This window comes from Pseudomonas sp. E141 (assembly GCF_052659885.1).
On record NZ_CP084024.1, the window covers coordinates 19,067 to 34,234 of the forward strand.

The following is a 15,168-nucleotide window of genomic DNA, read 5'->3' on the forward strand; positions in this document are numbered from 1 at the left end:
AGTAATCGTGCTCTGTCCGTAGCCCCCGTGGCGAGGGAGCTTGCTCCCGCTGGGCTGCGAAGCAGCCCTTCTTTAATCCGCTCCTGCAAATACAATTCAATGCTGCCCCCTTGGAGCAGCATTGCCCCGCGGCTCTTAAGCCGGATGACTCCCCGGCGCCTCCAGCACCTTCACCATGTCATCGATGACGGCTTTGCTCATATCCTGCAAATAACACGACGCCCAGGCGTACCGATCCGTGCTGCGAATCATCGCCGCGTCCTCGGCCAAGAGCTTGGCAACGTGGAGCAGGTCGGAGGCGTGGGATAAGGCTTCGCCGATGGGAATGCCGCTGTTGATGCGGAAGAGGGGGCGGTCGGAGTGGTAAGAGAAGGGGGTCAGGCCTGGGGTTTTGAGGTCGTGCGGGTTTGGCATTGTCTGGCTCCTTGACTGTGAGAGCCGCAACCTTCCTTTCCTACGGGATTGGGTGGCGGCCATGCACGGGGTAGGAAAACCGGGAATCAAGGCACCCGGCACACCCGAAGGTGTCCCGCGCACAGCCGCCATAACGCATATCGCAGACACAAAAAAGCGCCTGCAATAGTAAGCGAGGCGCAGCTGATACGCCTTGATTTACTTCGGGTTTCCTACGCCCGGTCGCTGAATTGGCAGCGACAGTTGGAGGGTAGCGGTCGATTGGATAGGGGACAATCGTGGCGCCATGCTGGCGGGGGCTAGAAATTATGTGTCCGGGATTAACGCATCTGGGGCGGGCGGGGCGAGCTTGCGCCTGTATGGCAGAGTGTCGGTGGTGATGGCCTCATCGCGAGTAGGCTCGCTCCCACAGTATTCAGTGTGTGGATTGAAAGTGGATGTGCAGAAACAACAAAGCCCTCGCATTTCTGCGAGGGCTTCGTTTTGTATGGTGCCGGCACCAGGAGTCGAACCCGGGACCTACTGATTACAAGTCAGTTGCTCTACCAACTGAGCTATACCGGCGTGTGGGCGACGATTATAGCGATTGGGTGCGTTCTGTAAACCCCTGAATTCTGACTATTTTTGCAGGACCTCGGCTCAGGCGCGGCGCACGAGGTTGCGCACTTTCTGCAAGGTTCGCCAGGTACGGCTGTTTTGCAGGGCATGGAGTTGGGCTTCGGCCCGTTCGGCGCGTTGCAGGGCGGCGGTGAGTTGTTGGTCGGGTTCGCTCAGGGGATGGCTGAATTTGTGGCCTTTGCAGAACTGGAACCCGTCGAGGTTGCACGGGGGGATGTCGAAAGCGGGTTTGAGCGCCAGGTGTTCTTCGGCGAGGTAAAAGGTGTTGAGGCCGTCGAACAGGATGGAGTGATAGCCGGCTTCGGTGACGAGGGTTTCCCAGGTCTGGTCGCGGGCCCATGGGGTTTCGATGAGGATAATCCAGGGGCGCCAGCGGGTGAAGTCCATGCCGCGCAGCACGGTATCTTCGTGGCCTTCGACGTCGATTTTCAGAAAGTGGATGGGGCGGTTCTGGGCGTATTGCTCGCAGATCGAAGTCAGGGTGCGGGACTGGACGGTCTGCTTGCTTACCTTCATGCCCGCGTCGCGGTGCTGTTGGGCGACGCTGGCTTCGACGGTGGACAGACCCGTGTCGGCGATGGTGTAGAAGGTCAGGCTGTCGGCGTTTTCGCCGGCTACGCATTGCAGGTTGATGTCGTTTGGCCGTTCTTGGCAGAGAGCGTCGTAGTAGGCCTGCACCGGTTCGATGTTGATCCCGTGCCAGCCGTGATCGTAGAACGCCCGGGTCACGGAATCATCTGTTGGATGATTGGCGCCTACGTCCAGATAAAAGCCGTTTTCCACCGATTGAAGGGCGCGCCACAGGCGTATGTCTTCGAAGTTCTGTGCGTAGGAAATGAACGTCACGGCCAGTCCTTGTGTGTGTCGGCATTGTGTCAATCACGATACGAAAGGCTGTTGTACTGCACAGGCGCGATGGGCGCAATTGTTGGCGTGTGGGAGCACTGAGTTCGGCGGTTATGTCGTTTTGCTTGAACGCTTATGCACAACGGGCGGGGTGGGGCGACTGCCATCTTGCGATTTTGTGACAGCTTTCTCGTTTGCTCGCAAATGCCTGTTTTAATGGTTTTTTATCCATATGAACAAAAAATGACCAGCCTCGCTTCCAGCAGAAAATCGCGGATTAATTGGATCCAAGACAATTTCATCAACAGAGTTATCCACAGGCTGTTTCGTGTCAGCGACGTTCGGCCAGCAGCATCAGATTTCGCGGCGTGAGGGGCGTTTCGCAGAAGGTGCCGAGGCGGACGCGGTAGTTTTCCTGGCTGAGGAAAAGCGCCCGATCCAGCACCAGCCACAGCTCAAGAGGCCGCCGGAAAAGGCCGCGGACCAATTCCAGGTTGCGCACTTGGGCCAGGCGTTGATGGCCGGCCGCTTCCAGTGCCGACCAGTCAGGCGAGCCGACTGTGGATAAGTCTTTCAGGGCTGCCAGATCGGTGCAGTACTCGATGAAGGATTTTTCCAGCCAGGCGCTGGGGAGCGAGGGGGTGGGCAGATACTCGTCGCGGCCCCGGATCTGTCGTTGCAGCAGGTCAAAGCTCAGGCGCCGAGCCATGGACTGGTCCCGTTGCCGCCGGATGCGGGCGCCGGCGGTGACCGTTTCGGTCAGTGGCAGGCTGAGATCATCGAGCGTTAGCTGTAGGACCGAACCCTTGGCGACGTCGGACAGCGGTTGATAACGTTCAGCACTGATGCGGTTGTAGCAGCACGGGGCGATTGCCAGTTGCGTGCAACCAGCGGCGCTCGCCAATTGCATCAGGCGCACATGCAGGTCGCCGCAGGCGTGCAGGGCTACCGGTGTGTGTTCAGGGCGGATCGCCAGGACTGCCTCTGCCGCCAGCACGTCTTGCTGCAAGTGCGTGGCGGGCAGACGGTGGCGTTGGCTCAGTTGCTGGCCGCTGGCGATCAGGGCTGGGTCGTATTCCAGGCAAGTCAGTTGTTGTTCAGCCTGCAGCAAGCGTCGGCCAAGATGACCTTTGCCGGCGCACCAATCGAGCCAGTGGGTCGGTTTGGTAGCGAAGTGCAGGCGGCTGGCGAAGGCTTCGATTTGCTGCCATTTGCGCCCTGGCACGTCGACGCTGAGGCGATGGGCGGCGGTTTCGAGCTCTTTGCCCGGCAGTTCTGCGACGACGCTCAAGGCATGGGAAGTGGCCGCCAGTTCTGGAAATGGCGCGGGTGCATGTTGAATCAGCCAGGGTTGGTGATGGTCGTTTTCTGCGTCTTCCAGCGAACGCTGGCGTAGCCATTGGGCCAGCTCAGGGTAGGACCGTTCCCATGGCAGTTGCAGATGGGTGAACGGACGCGGTTTCCACAATGCCTGGTGCGTTGTGAGAAAAGCATCCAGCGCGGTGAAACGGGCGAGTAGCGCCTCGCCCGTCAACACGCCGCTGTCAGCGCCCTTGGCAGGCATCGACGCGCAACCAGCGCTCCAGCTGTTTGAAGCCCTGCACCAGCACGAACGCCATCAGCAGGTAGAACATGCCGGCCGCGAAGAAGATTTCCACCGGCAGGTAGGTCCGAGCAATGATGGTCCGGGCCATACCGGTCAGCTCCAGCAGGGTCACGGTGCTCGCCAGGGCGCTGGCCTTGAGCATCAGGATCACTTCGTTGCTGTAGGCCGGCAGACCGATGCGCGCGGCGCGAGGCAGGATGATGTAGAACAACGCCTTGGGTCGGGACATGCCCAGGGCTCGCGCGGCTTCGATTTCACCACGAGGGATGGCCTGGATCGCGCCGCGCAGGATCTCGGCGATGTAGGCGGCGGTGTGCAGGGTCATGGTGGCCGTGGCGCACCAAAACGGATCCCGCAGATAGGGCCACAGCGAACTGCTGCGCACGGCGTCGAACTGCGCCAGACCGTAGTAGACCAGGAACAGCTGAACCAATAACGGCGTGCCACGGAAAAAGAAAATGTAGGCGTAGGGTAACGCCCGCACGTACCACAGGCGTGAGGAGCGGGCGATGCCCAGCGGAATCGCAAGCAGCAGACCGGCGATCACGGCGATGGCGACCAGCTCCAGGGTCAGTGTCGCGCCTTGGGCCAGTTTCGGCAGCCACTTGATGATGACTTCCCAGTTCATTGGGTGCTCCTGGCAAAGCCGCGGGCGGCACGTCGTTCCAGAAAATGCATGCCGATCATGGCCAGCACGGTAAGGCCCAGGTACATGAACGCGGCCACCATATAGAAGGTGAACGGTTGCTTGGACACGGTCACGCCGATTTGCGCGTGCCGCATGATCTCTTCCAGGCCGATCACCGACACCAGCGCGGTGTCTTTCATCAGGATCATGAACAGGTTGCCCAGCCCGGGCAGGGCGATGCGCCACATCTGCGGCATGATCAGCCGAGTGAAAATCCGCCACTTGGACAACCCCAGCGCCACGCCAGCTTCGCGATGGCCCTTGGGAATGGCCAGGATCGCGCCGCGAAATACTTCCGTGGCGTAGGCGCCAAAGCACAGGCCCAGAGCGATGACCCCGGCGGCGAAGGCGTTGAGGGAAAGGTCCGGGTTACCGAAGTATTCGCCCAGGGCACGCATGAGATTGACGGTGCCGAAGTAGATCAGCAGCACCCAGAGCAATTCGGGGATGCCGCGAACCAGTGTCGAATAAGTGCCGCCCAGCCATTGCAGCGGCTTGTACGGGGAAGTCTTGGCCAAGGCGCCGAGCAAGCCGAGCACCAGCCCCAGGCAGAGGGCCGAGAGCGCCAGTTTGACGGTCATCAGCGCGCCAGCGGCGAGCGCCGGGCCGAATCCGTAGAGATCGATCATCATGGGTGTGTGTTCATATCGCGGCAGGCTTTGCTAAGGGCCGGCGCCGCAATGAAGCGGCGCCGGCCAGGCACGTCAGTATCAATAGATGCTGAACGGGAAGTACTTGTCGTTGATCTTTTTATAGGTGCCGTCGGCAACGATTTCCTTGAGCGCGGCGTTCAGCTTGTTGCGCAGTTCGTCGTCACCCTTGCGCACGGCGATACCGATCTTGTCGCTTTCCACCACTGGGTCGCCTTTGAATTCGAAGGCGGCGCCGTCTTTGCTCTTGAGCCATTCGTATTGCACGTATTTGTCCGCCAGGATGGCGTCAACGCGGCCCGAGAGCAGGTCCAGGTAAGCGTTTTCCTGGGTATCGTAGAGCGTGACCTTTACGTTGTAGTCATCTTCCATGTTGCGGTCTTCCAGCCAGGTGCCGGCCAGCGTGGCGCGTTGTGCGCCAATGGTCTTGCCGCTCAGGTAGGCCTTGTCGGTCTTGAAGTCTTCGGTGGCCTTCGGTGCGATGAATTGCAGCTTGTTGGAGTAGTACGGTTCGGTGAAGTCCACGGCCTGCTTGCGTTCCTCGGTAATCGACAGCGAGGAGATCAGGAAGTCGAACTTCTTGGCGTTCAGGGCCGGAATGATGCCGTCCCAGTCGGAGGTCACCACGCTGCATTCGACTTTCATCTTGGCGCACAGGGCGTCGCCAATGTCCTTGTCGAAGCCGACCACGTTGCCGCTGGCATCTTTGTTATTGAACGGCGGGTAGGCCGCTTCGATGCCCATCTTCAGTGTTTCCGCGGCCATGGCGCTGGCCGAGAAGACCAGACTGGCGGCAGCGGCCAGGAGAAATTTCTTGTAGGTCTGCATATGTACTGCTCCGTTAGCGGTTGCTGGACATGAATTGTTTGCAGCGCGCCGAAAGCGGGTTTTCGAAGACCTGCTGTGGCGATCCTTGCTCCTCGACCAAGCCTTGATGAAGGAACACCACTTCGCTGGAAACCTGACGGGCGAAGCCCATTTCGTGAGTCACCAGCAGCATGGTGCGGCCTTCTTCGGCCAGGGCGCGGATCACACTAAGTACTTCCTGGACCATTTCCGGGTCAAGGGCAGAGGTGGGTTCGTCGAACAGAATCACTTTAGGCTGCATCGCCAGAGTGCGGGCGATGGCGGCGCGCTGCTGCTGACCACCGGAAAGCTCGGCAGGGTAGGCATGACGCTTGTCGGCGATGCCGACCTTGGCCAGCAGGGCTTCAGCCACTTCCACGGCCTCGGCCTTGCTCTGGCCGAGCACCCGGCGTGGGGCTTCGATGATGTTGTCGAGCACGCTCATGTGCGGCCAGAGGTTAAAGTTTTGAAACACAAAACCGATTTCGCTGCGCATGCGGTTGATCTGTTTGCCATCGGCGGCCACCAGTTCACCGTTTTTCGCGGCCTTGAGCTTGAGTTCTTCGCCGGCCACCAGGATCTGGCCCTGGTTGGGATTTTCCAGCAGGTTGATGCAGCGCAGGAATGTGGACTTGCCGGAACCGGAGGAACCCAGGATCGAGATCACATCGCCGTCGCGGGCGGTCAGCGAGACGCCTTTGAGCACCTCCAGCTTTCCGTAGCGTTTGTGCAGGTTGCGGATTTCAAGCGCGGGCGTGGCCTGGGCCATGTGCGGTCCTCATGGTGTGTGCTCCCTTGCTGTTGGCGGCCTTCCTGGCGAGGCGGCCAAGCTAGCATAGCGTCCGAATGGCAGCCAACAGCGCTACGGGTGGTAAACCGCGAATGTGCGGCAGGTTGTCGCATCGGCGCAGCAGACTGTCGCGCCATCAACAACCGAACGGCCGTTCGAACTCTGTTTACCGGTAAAAATCCCGGGGAGTCGCGTAAAAAAAGGCGCGATGGTGCCAGCTTTGGCTGGGGGTTGGAAGGGTTAATCGGATGAGTGTTGCCGTTGTGCGTTTTTATCGTCCATAGGAAGTTTTAGCTGGCTGTCCTCTTCTCCGTGAGGCTGATCGCGTTCTATTCGCTGGCGGGCTCTTCCATCAACTGACGATAACGATCCAGCGCCTCGCTGAAGTCCTTGATGAACTCCGGGGTGCTGAGCCAGCGCTGGGCCGTCTCGCGATCCATGTCGTCGGCCCACATGCGGTAGTCGACCAGCATGTCCGCGGCCAGGTTGGTGGCGGCCATGCTTTCGTTCTCGGCGTTTTTCAGATCCAGCAGGCCGGGGCGTTCGCTGATCATCACGCTCAGGGACGCGAGCAGCGTGTCGAGCATCTCGCTGCGGCTGATGGCCTCGGCTTCGCGTAGCTTGGCGAACAGCTCAAGCACGTAGACCGGTGGCTGGGCGGTGGCGTGGGCCGGGTCGCCATACATGGGGATGGATTTACGTCCGCTCATGCGGATTTGCTTGGCTTTGTCTTTGGCACGCTTGGCGCGTTTTTGCTGTTTGTTCAGTGAGGCCATTGGGCTTCGGTTTCCAGTTTGTTAGGGGGCGATGCCCGGCTCAGTTGATTTTCGGCACGGTAAAGCTGAATTCGCTGCCCTTGCCTGGCTGGCTTTCGGCGTGCAGTTTACCGCCATGGGCCTGGACAATCCCCTTGGAAATATACAAACCCAGTCCGGTGCCGTTCGGGTTGCCTTCCTTGACTGTCCAGTAGCGGTCAAACACGTGCGGCAACTGCTCCGGTTTGATTCCTTCGCCGGTATCACGAACGCTGAACACGATCTCGTCACCCACCGACATCGCGCTGATGCCCACGCTGCCTTGCTGGGGGGTGAACTTGATGGCGTTTCCGATCAGGTTCGACAGCACCTGGAACAACCGCTCGGGGTCGGCATTGATCTTGAGATTGGGTTCGGCGTGGAACGAAATATCGATGGCCTTGGCGGTTGCCAGCGGCGTCAGCAGCGAGCAGGCGTCTTCGAATATCTGGCTGACGTCCAGCGGCTGGGGATGGATGGTGTAGCGCCCGGCGTCGATGCGCGAAGTGTCCAGCAGGTCTTCGAGCAGAACGTTCATGCGGCTGGCGGCCTGTTGCATGGTGTCGATGGCTGAAGCAATTCGCTTGGAGCTATGGGAGCCGTCGGAGCTGAAGGACTTTTGCATCATGCCGCAGAGCATGGATATGACCGTCATCGGGTTGCGCAGGTCATGGGACACCACCGCCACCAGCTCATCACGCGCCTGCACCGCCTGACGCTCCTTGTGGACTTGCCGGGCCAGATCGTTTTCCAGCGCTGAGCGGCGCAGGTCGTTGGCGGCAAACAGATCGCCGTGGGTCCACTTGGTACTGATGCCGGCCATTTCGACTTTCCAGATTTCGAAAGACGTTCGCGGTCGCAGGCGCAAACCTGTCTCGCTGCTTTCCAGGTCCAGAGGTTTTTGCGGGTCGCCGCTCCACTGGATGGTTTGCTTCACCTCGGGGCGGAACCACAGCACGCCATTTTCCACAGGCTTGGGCAGGTGGATCGCCAGCACACCGCTCGCCACGTCCTGATAGGCCTGGGCTGGAGCGAAAACGCTGCTCAGGTTGTGGTGGGAGAAAACGGGCTGGTCGGTCTCCAGCATCCATTTATGCAGCTCGCGGATCTGCTCCGCTTTCGGGCACTGGCCATGGCGGTGCAGCTTGTTGTCCTCGAGGATCGCGACGCCGGTGGCGCCGGTCAGGTCCATCAGCCTTTGGGGTTCGCGGGACAAGCCGTCAAAGACATTGTCGCTGGACTCGGCCATGGCCGTGGCGAGAACCTTGAGGTCCTCAAGCTTGGCATCCCGTTGACGGGTCAGATCCAGTGCTTCCATGGCGCTGATCTGCAGCGACAGCACTTGGCCGATGGTCTGGCAGGCCATGCGCATTTCATGGGGCACGAGCAGGGGTTGACGGTTGCCGCAACTGATCAGGCCCCACAGTCGGTCGCCTTCCATCAGGGAAATGCTCATGGACGACAGCACACCCATGTTTTTCATGTATTGGCGGTGGATCGGCGAGACGCTACGCAGGGTGGAAAAGCTCAGGTCCAGGGGTGTCTGAGTGTCGGGACGCAACTGCGGGACCAGCGGTACCGGCGTGTAGTCAGCGTTGGGGATGATTCGCAGCCAGTTGGTGCGATACAGCTCCCGGGCCTGTTCAGGGATATCCGATGCCGGAAAAAACAGGCCTTTGTAGAGCTCCATCGACGGCGCGCTGGCCTCGGCGATCACCTGGCCGTGGCCTTCTTCTTCGAAGCGATAGATCAGCACCCGGTCGTAACCGGTCATGGCCTGAATTTCCCGAACGCTGATTTCGTACAGAGCCTGAAGGCTTTTCGCGCTTTGCAGGCGTTGCAGCATGCGCCCCAGGTTGGCTTCGCCGCTGACACCTTCGGGATGGTAGTCGCTCAGGTGCTGTTCCAGTTCGACGATCAGGGCGCCTTGATGGCGGTGGACCAGGGCGTCAAAACGCAGCTGGTTCACGACAATCTCCACGGGCGCGTTGTCCCCGTCCGCATCGGCGCGACAGGCCTTGAGGACGGCTTGGGCCTGCTGCTGCCCGAACAGTGCGTCCAGCGTCTGGCCGGGGAGATCGTGAGAATCGTGCCCCATCAATTGCAATACGTTGGCGCTGACCTGTCGGATGACGAAGTCGGGTTCGGACAGCATCAGTAGCACGCCATGAGGCTGGATGGCCCCGGGGAAGCGAATCGGTTCGTCTGCACAATTGGCCAGCAGTTCTTCGAAGGCTTCCTGGTTTTCCGGGGTCATAACAATACCTTTTGGCTGTCCAGCCAGTGTTCAAAATGAGTAAACGTCGCTTTGGCGGCACGTGTGACTTCGAGCGTTTGGGCGTCGCCAAGGTTCCTGTCGCCCAGATATTGAAGGAAGTCCTTCCAGCGCCGACCGGTGAGTTCGCCATACACATTGAGAAACGCCGCGCCGCTGGAGGCATCAAGGCCGAGCTGTTCGGCGACTCTGCGCCGCAGGATCTGACCCCCGAGGGTTGCACCTTCCAGCACATAGGAAACCCCCAGGGCGGCGGCACGGGAATCGATCTGCGGCAGGTCCCGGCAGGTGGGCAGTGCCTCGATAGCGTGGTCATCCAGGCCCAGTGCCGTGAGATCCGCCTGCAGTACGGGAAGCTTGATCCGCAGGGATTGGTCCAACCCCGTCGGTGTCAGCGTCAGGACATGAAGTCGCTGTTCCAGCGGTTTATAAAAACCGTAGTAGGCGGCCATCAGGCGCCGGTACAGGTCGAGGTCCAACTGTTCGGAGAAAAACGGCAAGCGTTTTTCCAGGGCGACGTGCAGCTCAGCGGTTTCGGTCCGCAATGCCTGAATCAGAGAAGGGGGAGGCGCGGCCGGTGACATGCGGGATAGAGCTCGTTGACTGGAGCGTTGCTGAAAAAAAGCGCATCAATCTTACACAGATTTTTTACCTTCGAGCGGTCATCAGCTGTCGGCTTTCAATTTGCCCGTCGTCAGGTACCAATGACGGGCGTTTGGGTCTTCTACCCGCAGAAGTGTGCGGTAATGGGGCCAGCTCAATTCGGAACGCACTGCGTTCCAAATGCTCCTCCCTGTTCGAATTCGATGATGTGCCGCCCGATCTGCCAGCAGGTCTGAACCTGAAGTGTATCGACGGCACGCAGCACCTTCTGGCGAGCCTGGCGGATCAGTTCACCTAGCTCATTAATCAGAGGAGCAAGCTTTGGGTCGTCTAGGGGGAGAAGTGAGGTCATCGAAATGTCAGCCGTGAGAATGGGCGGACCAAAAGGATGCTCTGGACGACGTTTCGATGATGCAGGGCGAGTCTGATTAGGTGGGAGGAAAGCCGTCCGATTCTTGCAGGACGGGTTTGATGCCGCCTGATCTTGGCTGACCCTGGCTTGTAGGAGCTATCCCGGGATGGCGTCATCCACTGCCGACGTCCTCATAATGAGGACGATCATCAGATCGGATCTTGGGCTAGCGCCTTGGACGCGGCGACATAATCGGCCTGGAACTGCTCACTCTCCACCCAATCCAGTGCGGTCTGCTCATCGACGCCTTTGGTCAGGCGACGGTATTCGATCAATGCAGTAATGATGAAGTCGGTCGCTTCGTCCTCACCTTCCTGTTCCAGCACCAGCGTCAACAGTGGATAGGCCAGGAACGCTTCGCACATCGCCTTCTGGCTGACCTTTTCAGATGAGCTCATGATTTGGAACAGCTCCGTCAGGTCCACGGATTCCAGATCGATGCGCTCATCGTTCGGGTCCAGGAAATCGTTCGGCGCAGCAGCACGCTGAATGCGGTTCTTCTTGGCTTTCGCCTTGGCGCGCTGGTTTCGTTTCTGCTGTTTGTTTGCCGATGACATAGGGGGGCAGACTCCTGGCATGAAAATAAGGCGATCTATCCTACAGCTTCAGGGCAACCACTTCGAATCTCAATCCACCACAAACAATGTGGCACCCAGTGAGGTTGAAGAGCTCGACGCGCCGTCACAGCTCCCGTAAATCCTAGGCAATAAAAAACCCCGATCAATTTCTTGATCGGGGTTTTCGGTATTTGGTGCCCAGAGACGGAATCGAACCGCCGACACGGGGATTTTCAATCCCCTGCTCTACCGACTGAGCTATCTGGGCAACGGGGCGCATTAAACGGGTTTTTCAGGGGGTCGTCAAGCACGTTATCAAAAAATATTTAATTATTACCGTCGCTTACGATCCGCCCCGGTTCTGGGTGGCCTATTCGGACGGCGGCACGTAGCCTTCGGCCTTGGCGTATTCTTCGCCGGAAAAGAACTTTTCCATTTCGCCTTGAAGGTATTTGCGGTCTTCGGCGTTCATCATGTTCAGGCGTTTTTCGTTGATCAGCAGGGTCTGGTGTTTTTGCCAGTCCGCCCAGGCCTTGGCCGAGACATTGTCGTAGATGTCCTGGCCTTTGACGCCCGGGAACGGCGCGCGTTCCAGGCCTTCCAGTTGTTCTTTGTACTTGCGGCACATCACGGTGCGGATCATTGCAACTCTCCTGCGTTCAATACGGCGGCCGCGCGTTCGAGCAAGGTCTTGACCGGGGCGGCGAGGCCCAGGCGCGGCGGGGTGGCGAGGTTATACCAGAGCCAGTCGGCCTCGGCCACGTGATGGCCGGTTTCCCGGACCCGGACCAGCCAGGGTTCGATCGCCAACTGAAAGTGGCTGAAAGTGTGTACCAGGCTCGGCATCTGCTGATGATTGCCCAGCTCCAGCGAGTGTTGCAGGGCCAGGTGTTGCAGGTCGTCGAGGTCGTCGAGTTCCGGCAGGCTCCATAAACCGCCCCACAGGCCCGTGGAGGGGCGACGATAAAGCAGAATCGCGCCTTCGCGGTTGGCCAGCATCGGCATCAAGGTGCGTTTTTTGGGCACATCCTTGCGTGGCTTGGGGATCGGGTAGCGGGTCTCCAGGCCGAGCATGTGGGCTTGGCAGCCTTTTTTAAGCGGGCACAGCAGGCAGCTGGGTTTGCTGCGGGTACAGAGCGTGGCGCCCAGGTCCATCATCGCCTGGGTGTAGGCGTTGACCCGGTCTTGAGGCGTGAAGCGCTCGGCAGTCGCCCACAGTTGCTTCGCGACCTTCGGTTCGCCCGGGTAACCTTCCTGGGCGGTGAAGCGCGCCAGCACCCGCTTGACGTTGCCATCGAGGATCGGTGCCCGCAGGCCCATGCTGATGCTGGCGATGGCGCCGGCTGTGGACAGGCCGATCCCCGGTAATTCGGTGAGTTTTTCCACGTCGCGGGGGAATTCACCGCCATATTGGTCGACTACGATCTTCGCGGTTTTCTGCAGATTACGGGCGCGGGTGTAGTAGCCCAGGCCGGTCCACAGGTGCAGCACTTCGTCTTCCGGCGCGGCGGCCAGGGCTTGCACGGTGGGCAGCGAGGCCATGAACCGGTCGAAATAATTGAGCACGGTGCTGACCTGGGTCTGCTGCAGCATGATTTCCGAGACCCACACCCGATACGCAGTGATGTCTTGCTGCCAAGGCAAGTCGTGGCGCCCGTGGCGGTCGAACCAGTCCAGTACGGCGCTGGAAAACTGCTCGGCTGTCATCGCTTGAACAACCCCTTGAGCGCGTCCTTCAGCTCGGGGCTGACCTTGTCGCCGAGCTTCTCATCGATCTTCTCATTGAGCTTGTCGCCGAGGCGGTCGCCGGCCAGTTTCGCGGCGACTTTGCCCAGACCCTCGTTGTCCAGCCGGCATGCCTTCGCGCCCAGCTCCAGCGGACCGCGGCAGCGTAACGGCCATTCGACATCGACGTAACGTTCGTTGACCTGGCAAGCTGGGTCGGGCATGTCGCTCTTGTCGCCTTCGATGATGATGCCGACGCGGTAGTCCATGCCCAGCACACGCAGGTCGATATCGCCGTTGCCGTTGACGGTCATGCCAGGGATACGGACCTTCAGGTCCGGGTTGCTGGCCACGCCGCTGCGGAAGGTGAGATTGCCGTTGAGTTGCTCGAACGGGGTGTCCTTGCCCCGGGGCTCGCCACTGAGGGTTTTACGATTGAGGGTGGCGATGCCTCGGCACAATTGCTGCTCGAGGTTGGCATTGAGCAGGACGCCGTCGTTGATGACGAACCCGGCAGTACCGTTGAGGCTGTCGATCAGGGCCTTTTGGCTGTTGCCACTGGCGGTCACGGCGCTGTTGAGTGTCACCAGGCCTTTGACGGGCGGATTCTTGCCCTGGCTTTCGATGATTTTCTCGGCCGGTACCCGGTTGATGCGGGTTTGCAGGCTCAACTGCGGCGTGGGCTGGCGCACGTCCAGCGTGCCTTTGACTTCGAAGTTGCCGTTGTACAAATCGCCCCGCAGGTTTTCCAGGGTCAGCAGGCCGCCCTGGCCGGTGGCCTTGAGCGCGGCATTCTGGATCGGCAGTTTATCGAGGGTCAGTTGGCCGAAGGTCAGGTCGGCATCCAGGTCCAGTTTGCCCAGGCGTTCGACCGGAAACAGCCGGTCGTTGCTCCAGGCGCCCTGGGTGGGCGCGCTCGGCAACGGTGTGCTGCCGGCGCCCGCCATGGCACTGGCTTCGGTGTTGCTGACCTCCGCCTCTCGGGCCGCCTTGGAACTGTCGGCCTCGGCGGATTTTGGCGGCAGGTAGCGGTCAACGTTGAAGGTATCGGCCTTGAGCTGCGCACGCAGTGACTGCTTGGCAAAGTCTTCCACGGCGATACGACCGCTGAAGGTGCTGTCGTCGATTTTCAGATTGATGCTATTGAATTCGGCGCTGGTCGGCGTGGCCGCAATACGGGTGACCAGTTCGACTTTGCTCAAGCTGCCTTCGGCCATGGCCGGCAGTTTCTGACCGACGCCGTCGACGAATTTCGCCAGGTCGAATTGGGCGATCGACATGCCGCCGCTCAGTTGCGGGGTCTTGTCCAGATCATTGACCTTCAGTTCGCCCAACGCCCGCAGTTGATTGATGGAAAGCTTGATGCCGGTCCATTCGGCGACGTTCGCCGCTTTATCCAGGAGTAGCTGCCCGTGTGCCGCGAACGTCACGGTCTTGCCTTGCAAAGGGTCGCCCGTGGCTTCGCCGGACAGCTTCAGGTCTTCGAACTTGTAGCGCTGCAAGGCGCGCTCGAAGCGCAGCTCGCCCGTGACCTCGGTGCGCACCCGCACGGCTGGCTGGTTGCTGGCCAGGAATGCGGTGAGCGTGACCGGAATGTTGGTGGAATCATGGATCGGGCCAGTGCTCAGTTGGATGCTTTCGGCGGTGAACTGCCGGCCGGCCTGCTCGTCGGTGTATTCGACCCGGGCGTTGTTCACGGTCAGGCTGTCGATGTCCAGGCGGGTTGGCTGGGCCGGTTTCTGCGCCGGGGCGCTGTCCCCAGGGGCAGGCTGTTCGGCCGGTGCCGGGGCGTTTGCCGTGGTTTTAGAGGCGGGTGCCTTGCCGATGTCTTCCCAATTGCCGTGGCCGTTCTTGTCACGGTTGAGTCGCAGGTTCAGGCCTTCGACGCGCACGTCGCTCATCTGCACTTCGCGGCGCAGCAGTGGAATCACGCGCACGGAAAGGCCGAGCATCTGCAGGTCGGCGAACGGTTGTGTCGGGTTTGCCAGGGTGGCGACACTGGCTTCGTGCAATTCCAGACCCAGCCACGGGAAAAGGCTCCAGCCGATGTCGCCATTGAGGGTCAGCTCAATGTGGGCCTTGTCGCGGGCTATCTGGCGGATCTCTTCTTTATAGTCGTTGGGATCGAAGAGGTGGGTCAGGGCAAAGCCCAAGGCCACAATGACCAGCAACAGCCCGAGAAGTACCAGACCCAGGATTTTGCCGAACGCTTTCATGGGCGAGTCCTTGTAGGTTGAGTTCAAAATTTAGCCTGGGAGTATAACGCCCTGACCTAGTGGCGCGTTGGGTGATCGTTCTTTCTGACAGGCCTGTGGGCCATGGAACCGTGGCGAGGGCCGCGCTG

General features: G+C 60.1%; 14 protein-coding genes, 2 tRNA genes and 1 pseudogene. All 17 read right to left on the reverse strand.

Translation table 11 applies throughout. The features are described 5' to 3' along the window. Positions 1 to 135: 135 nt before the first annotated feature. The 17 genes and pseudogenes from GKKCFE_RS00100 to GKKCFE_RS00180 all read right to left on the reverse strand — a co-directional run bounded on the left by GKKCFE_RS00100 (position 136) and on the right by GKKCFE_RS00180 (position 15,040). Positions 136 to 414, reverse strand: a complete 279-nt coding sequence (locus GKKCFE_RS00100) for a DUF3077 domain-containing protein (protein WP_445577339.1) — start codon at positions 412 to 414, stop codon at positions 136 to 138. A 488-nt stretch (positions 415 to 902) separates the two neighbouring features. Next, positions 903 to 978: transfer RNA gene (locus tag GKKCFE_RS00105), tRNA-Thr, on the reverse strand. A gap of 75 nt (positions 979 to 1,053) precedes the next feature. Next, the gene (locus GKKCFE_RS00110; protein ID WP_445577340.1) at positions 1,054 to 1,878 is read right to left on the reverse strand and encodes an FkbM family methyltransferase; all 825 of its coding nucleotides are present in this window, start codon (positions 1,876 to 1,878) and stop codon (positions 1,054 to 1,056) included. 331 nt (positions 1,879 to 2,209) lie between these two features. Next, positions 2,210 to 3,442, reverse strand: coding sequence for a methyltransferase (locus tag GKKCFE_RS00115; RefSeq protein ID WP_445577341.1), 1,233 nt, complete (start codon positions 3,440 to 3,442; stop codon positions 2,210 to 2,212). Beyond that, entirely contained in the window at positions 3,423 to 4,112 is a 690-nt protein-coding gene (locus GKKCFE_RS00120) for an ABC transporter permease (RefSeq protein ID WP_047226885.1), read from the reverse strand. The genes GKKCFE_RS00115 and GKKCFE_RS00120 overlap by 20 nt, the downstream gene beginning before the upstream one ends. Continuing rightward, a complete protein-coding gene (locus GKKCFE_RS00125; RefSeq protein ID WP_076383342.1) occupies positions 4,109 to 4,804 on the reverse strand; it encodes an ABC transporter permease in 696 nt (231 codons plus the stop codon). The genes GKKCFE_RS00120 and GKKCFE_RS00125 overlap by 4 nt, the downstream gene beginning before the upstream one ends. Positions 4,805 to 4,882: 78 nt before the next feature. After that, positions 4,883 to 5,650, reverse strand: coding sequence for an ABC transporter substrate-binding protein (locus GKKCFE_RS00130; RefSeq protein WP_047226887.1), 768 nt, complete (start codon positions 5,648 to 5,650; stop codon positions 4,883 to 4,885). 13 nt (positions 5,651 to 5,663) lie between these two features. Then, positions 5,664 to 6,437, reverse strand: a complete 774-nt coding sequence (locus GKKCFE_RS00135; RefSeq protein ID WP_047226888.1) for an ABC transporter ATP-binding protein — start codon at positions 6,435 to 6,437, stop codon at positions 5,664 to 5,666. A 350-nt stretch (positions 6,438 to 6,787) separates the two neighbouring features. Then, positions 6,788 to 7,234, reverse strand: a complete 447-nt coding sequence (locus tag GKKCFE_RS00140) for a hypothetical protein (RefSeq protein WP_047226889.1) — start codon at positions 7,232 to 7,234, stop codon at positions 6,788 to 6,790. Positions 7,235 to 7,274: 40 nt separating this feature from the next. Next, positions 7,275 to 9,509 carry an ATP-binding protein gene (locus GKKCFE_RS00145; protein ID WP_445577342.1) on the reverse strand — a complete coding sequence of 745 codons (2,235 nt, stop codon included), beginning with the start codon at positions 9,507 to 9,509 and terminating at the stop codon, positions 7,275 to 7,277. Then, positions 9,506 to 10,111, reverse strand: coding sequence for a biliverdin-producing heme oxygenase (locus tag GKKCFE_RS00150; RefSeq protein WP_076383345.1), 606 nt, complete (start codon positions 10,109 to 10,111; stop codon positions 9,506 to 9,508). Before GKKCFE_RS00150 ends, GKKCFE_RS00145 begins: the two co-directional genes overlap by 4 nt. Positions 10,112 to 10,204: 93 nt before the next feature. Further along, positions 10,205 to 10,482, reverse strand: a pseudogene (locus GKKCFE_RS00155) (PDDEXK nuclease domain-containing protein); the annotation flags it as partial. A 209-nt stretch (positions 10,483 to 10,691) separates the two neighbouring features. Next, positions 10,692 to 11,099: a hypothetical protein gene (locus GKKCFE_RS00160; RefSeq protein ID WP_445577343.1), complete on the reverse strand. Its 408-nt coding sequence runs from the start codon at positions 11,097 to 11,099 to the stop codon at positions 10,692 to 10,694. 192 nt (positions 11,100 to 11,291) lie between these two features. Further along, a tRNA-Phe gene (locus GKKCFE_RS00165) sits at positions 11,292 to 11,367 on the reverse strand. Positions 11,368 to 11,469: 102 nt separating this feature from the next. Continuing rightward, positions 11,470 to 11,742 (reverse strand): oxidative damage protection protein, encoded by a 273-nt coding sequence (locus GKKCFE_RS00170; RefSeq protein WP_047226893.1) that lies wholly within the window; start codon positions 11,740 to 11,742, stop codon positions 11,470 to 11,472. After that, entirely contained in the window at positions 11,739 to 12,806 is a 1,068-nt protein-coding gene (mutY, locus tag GKKCFE_RS00175) for an A/G-specific adenine glycosylase (protein ID WP_047226894.1), read from the reverse strand. The genes GKKCFE_RS00170 and mutY overlap by 4 nt, the downstream gene beginning before the upstream one ends. After that, on the reverse strand, positions 12,803 to 15,040 hold the full coding sequence (locus tag GKKCFE_RS00180; RefSeq protein WP_139048845.1) for an AsmA family protein: 2,238 nt from the start codon (positions 15,038 to 15,040) through the stop codon (positions 12,803 to 12,805). The genes mutY and GKKCFE_RS00180 overlap by 4 nt, the downstream gene beginning before the upstream one ends. Positions 15,041 to 15,168: the final 128 nt, after the last annotated feature.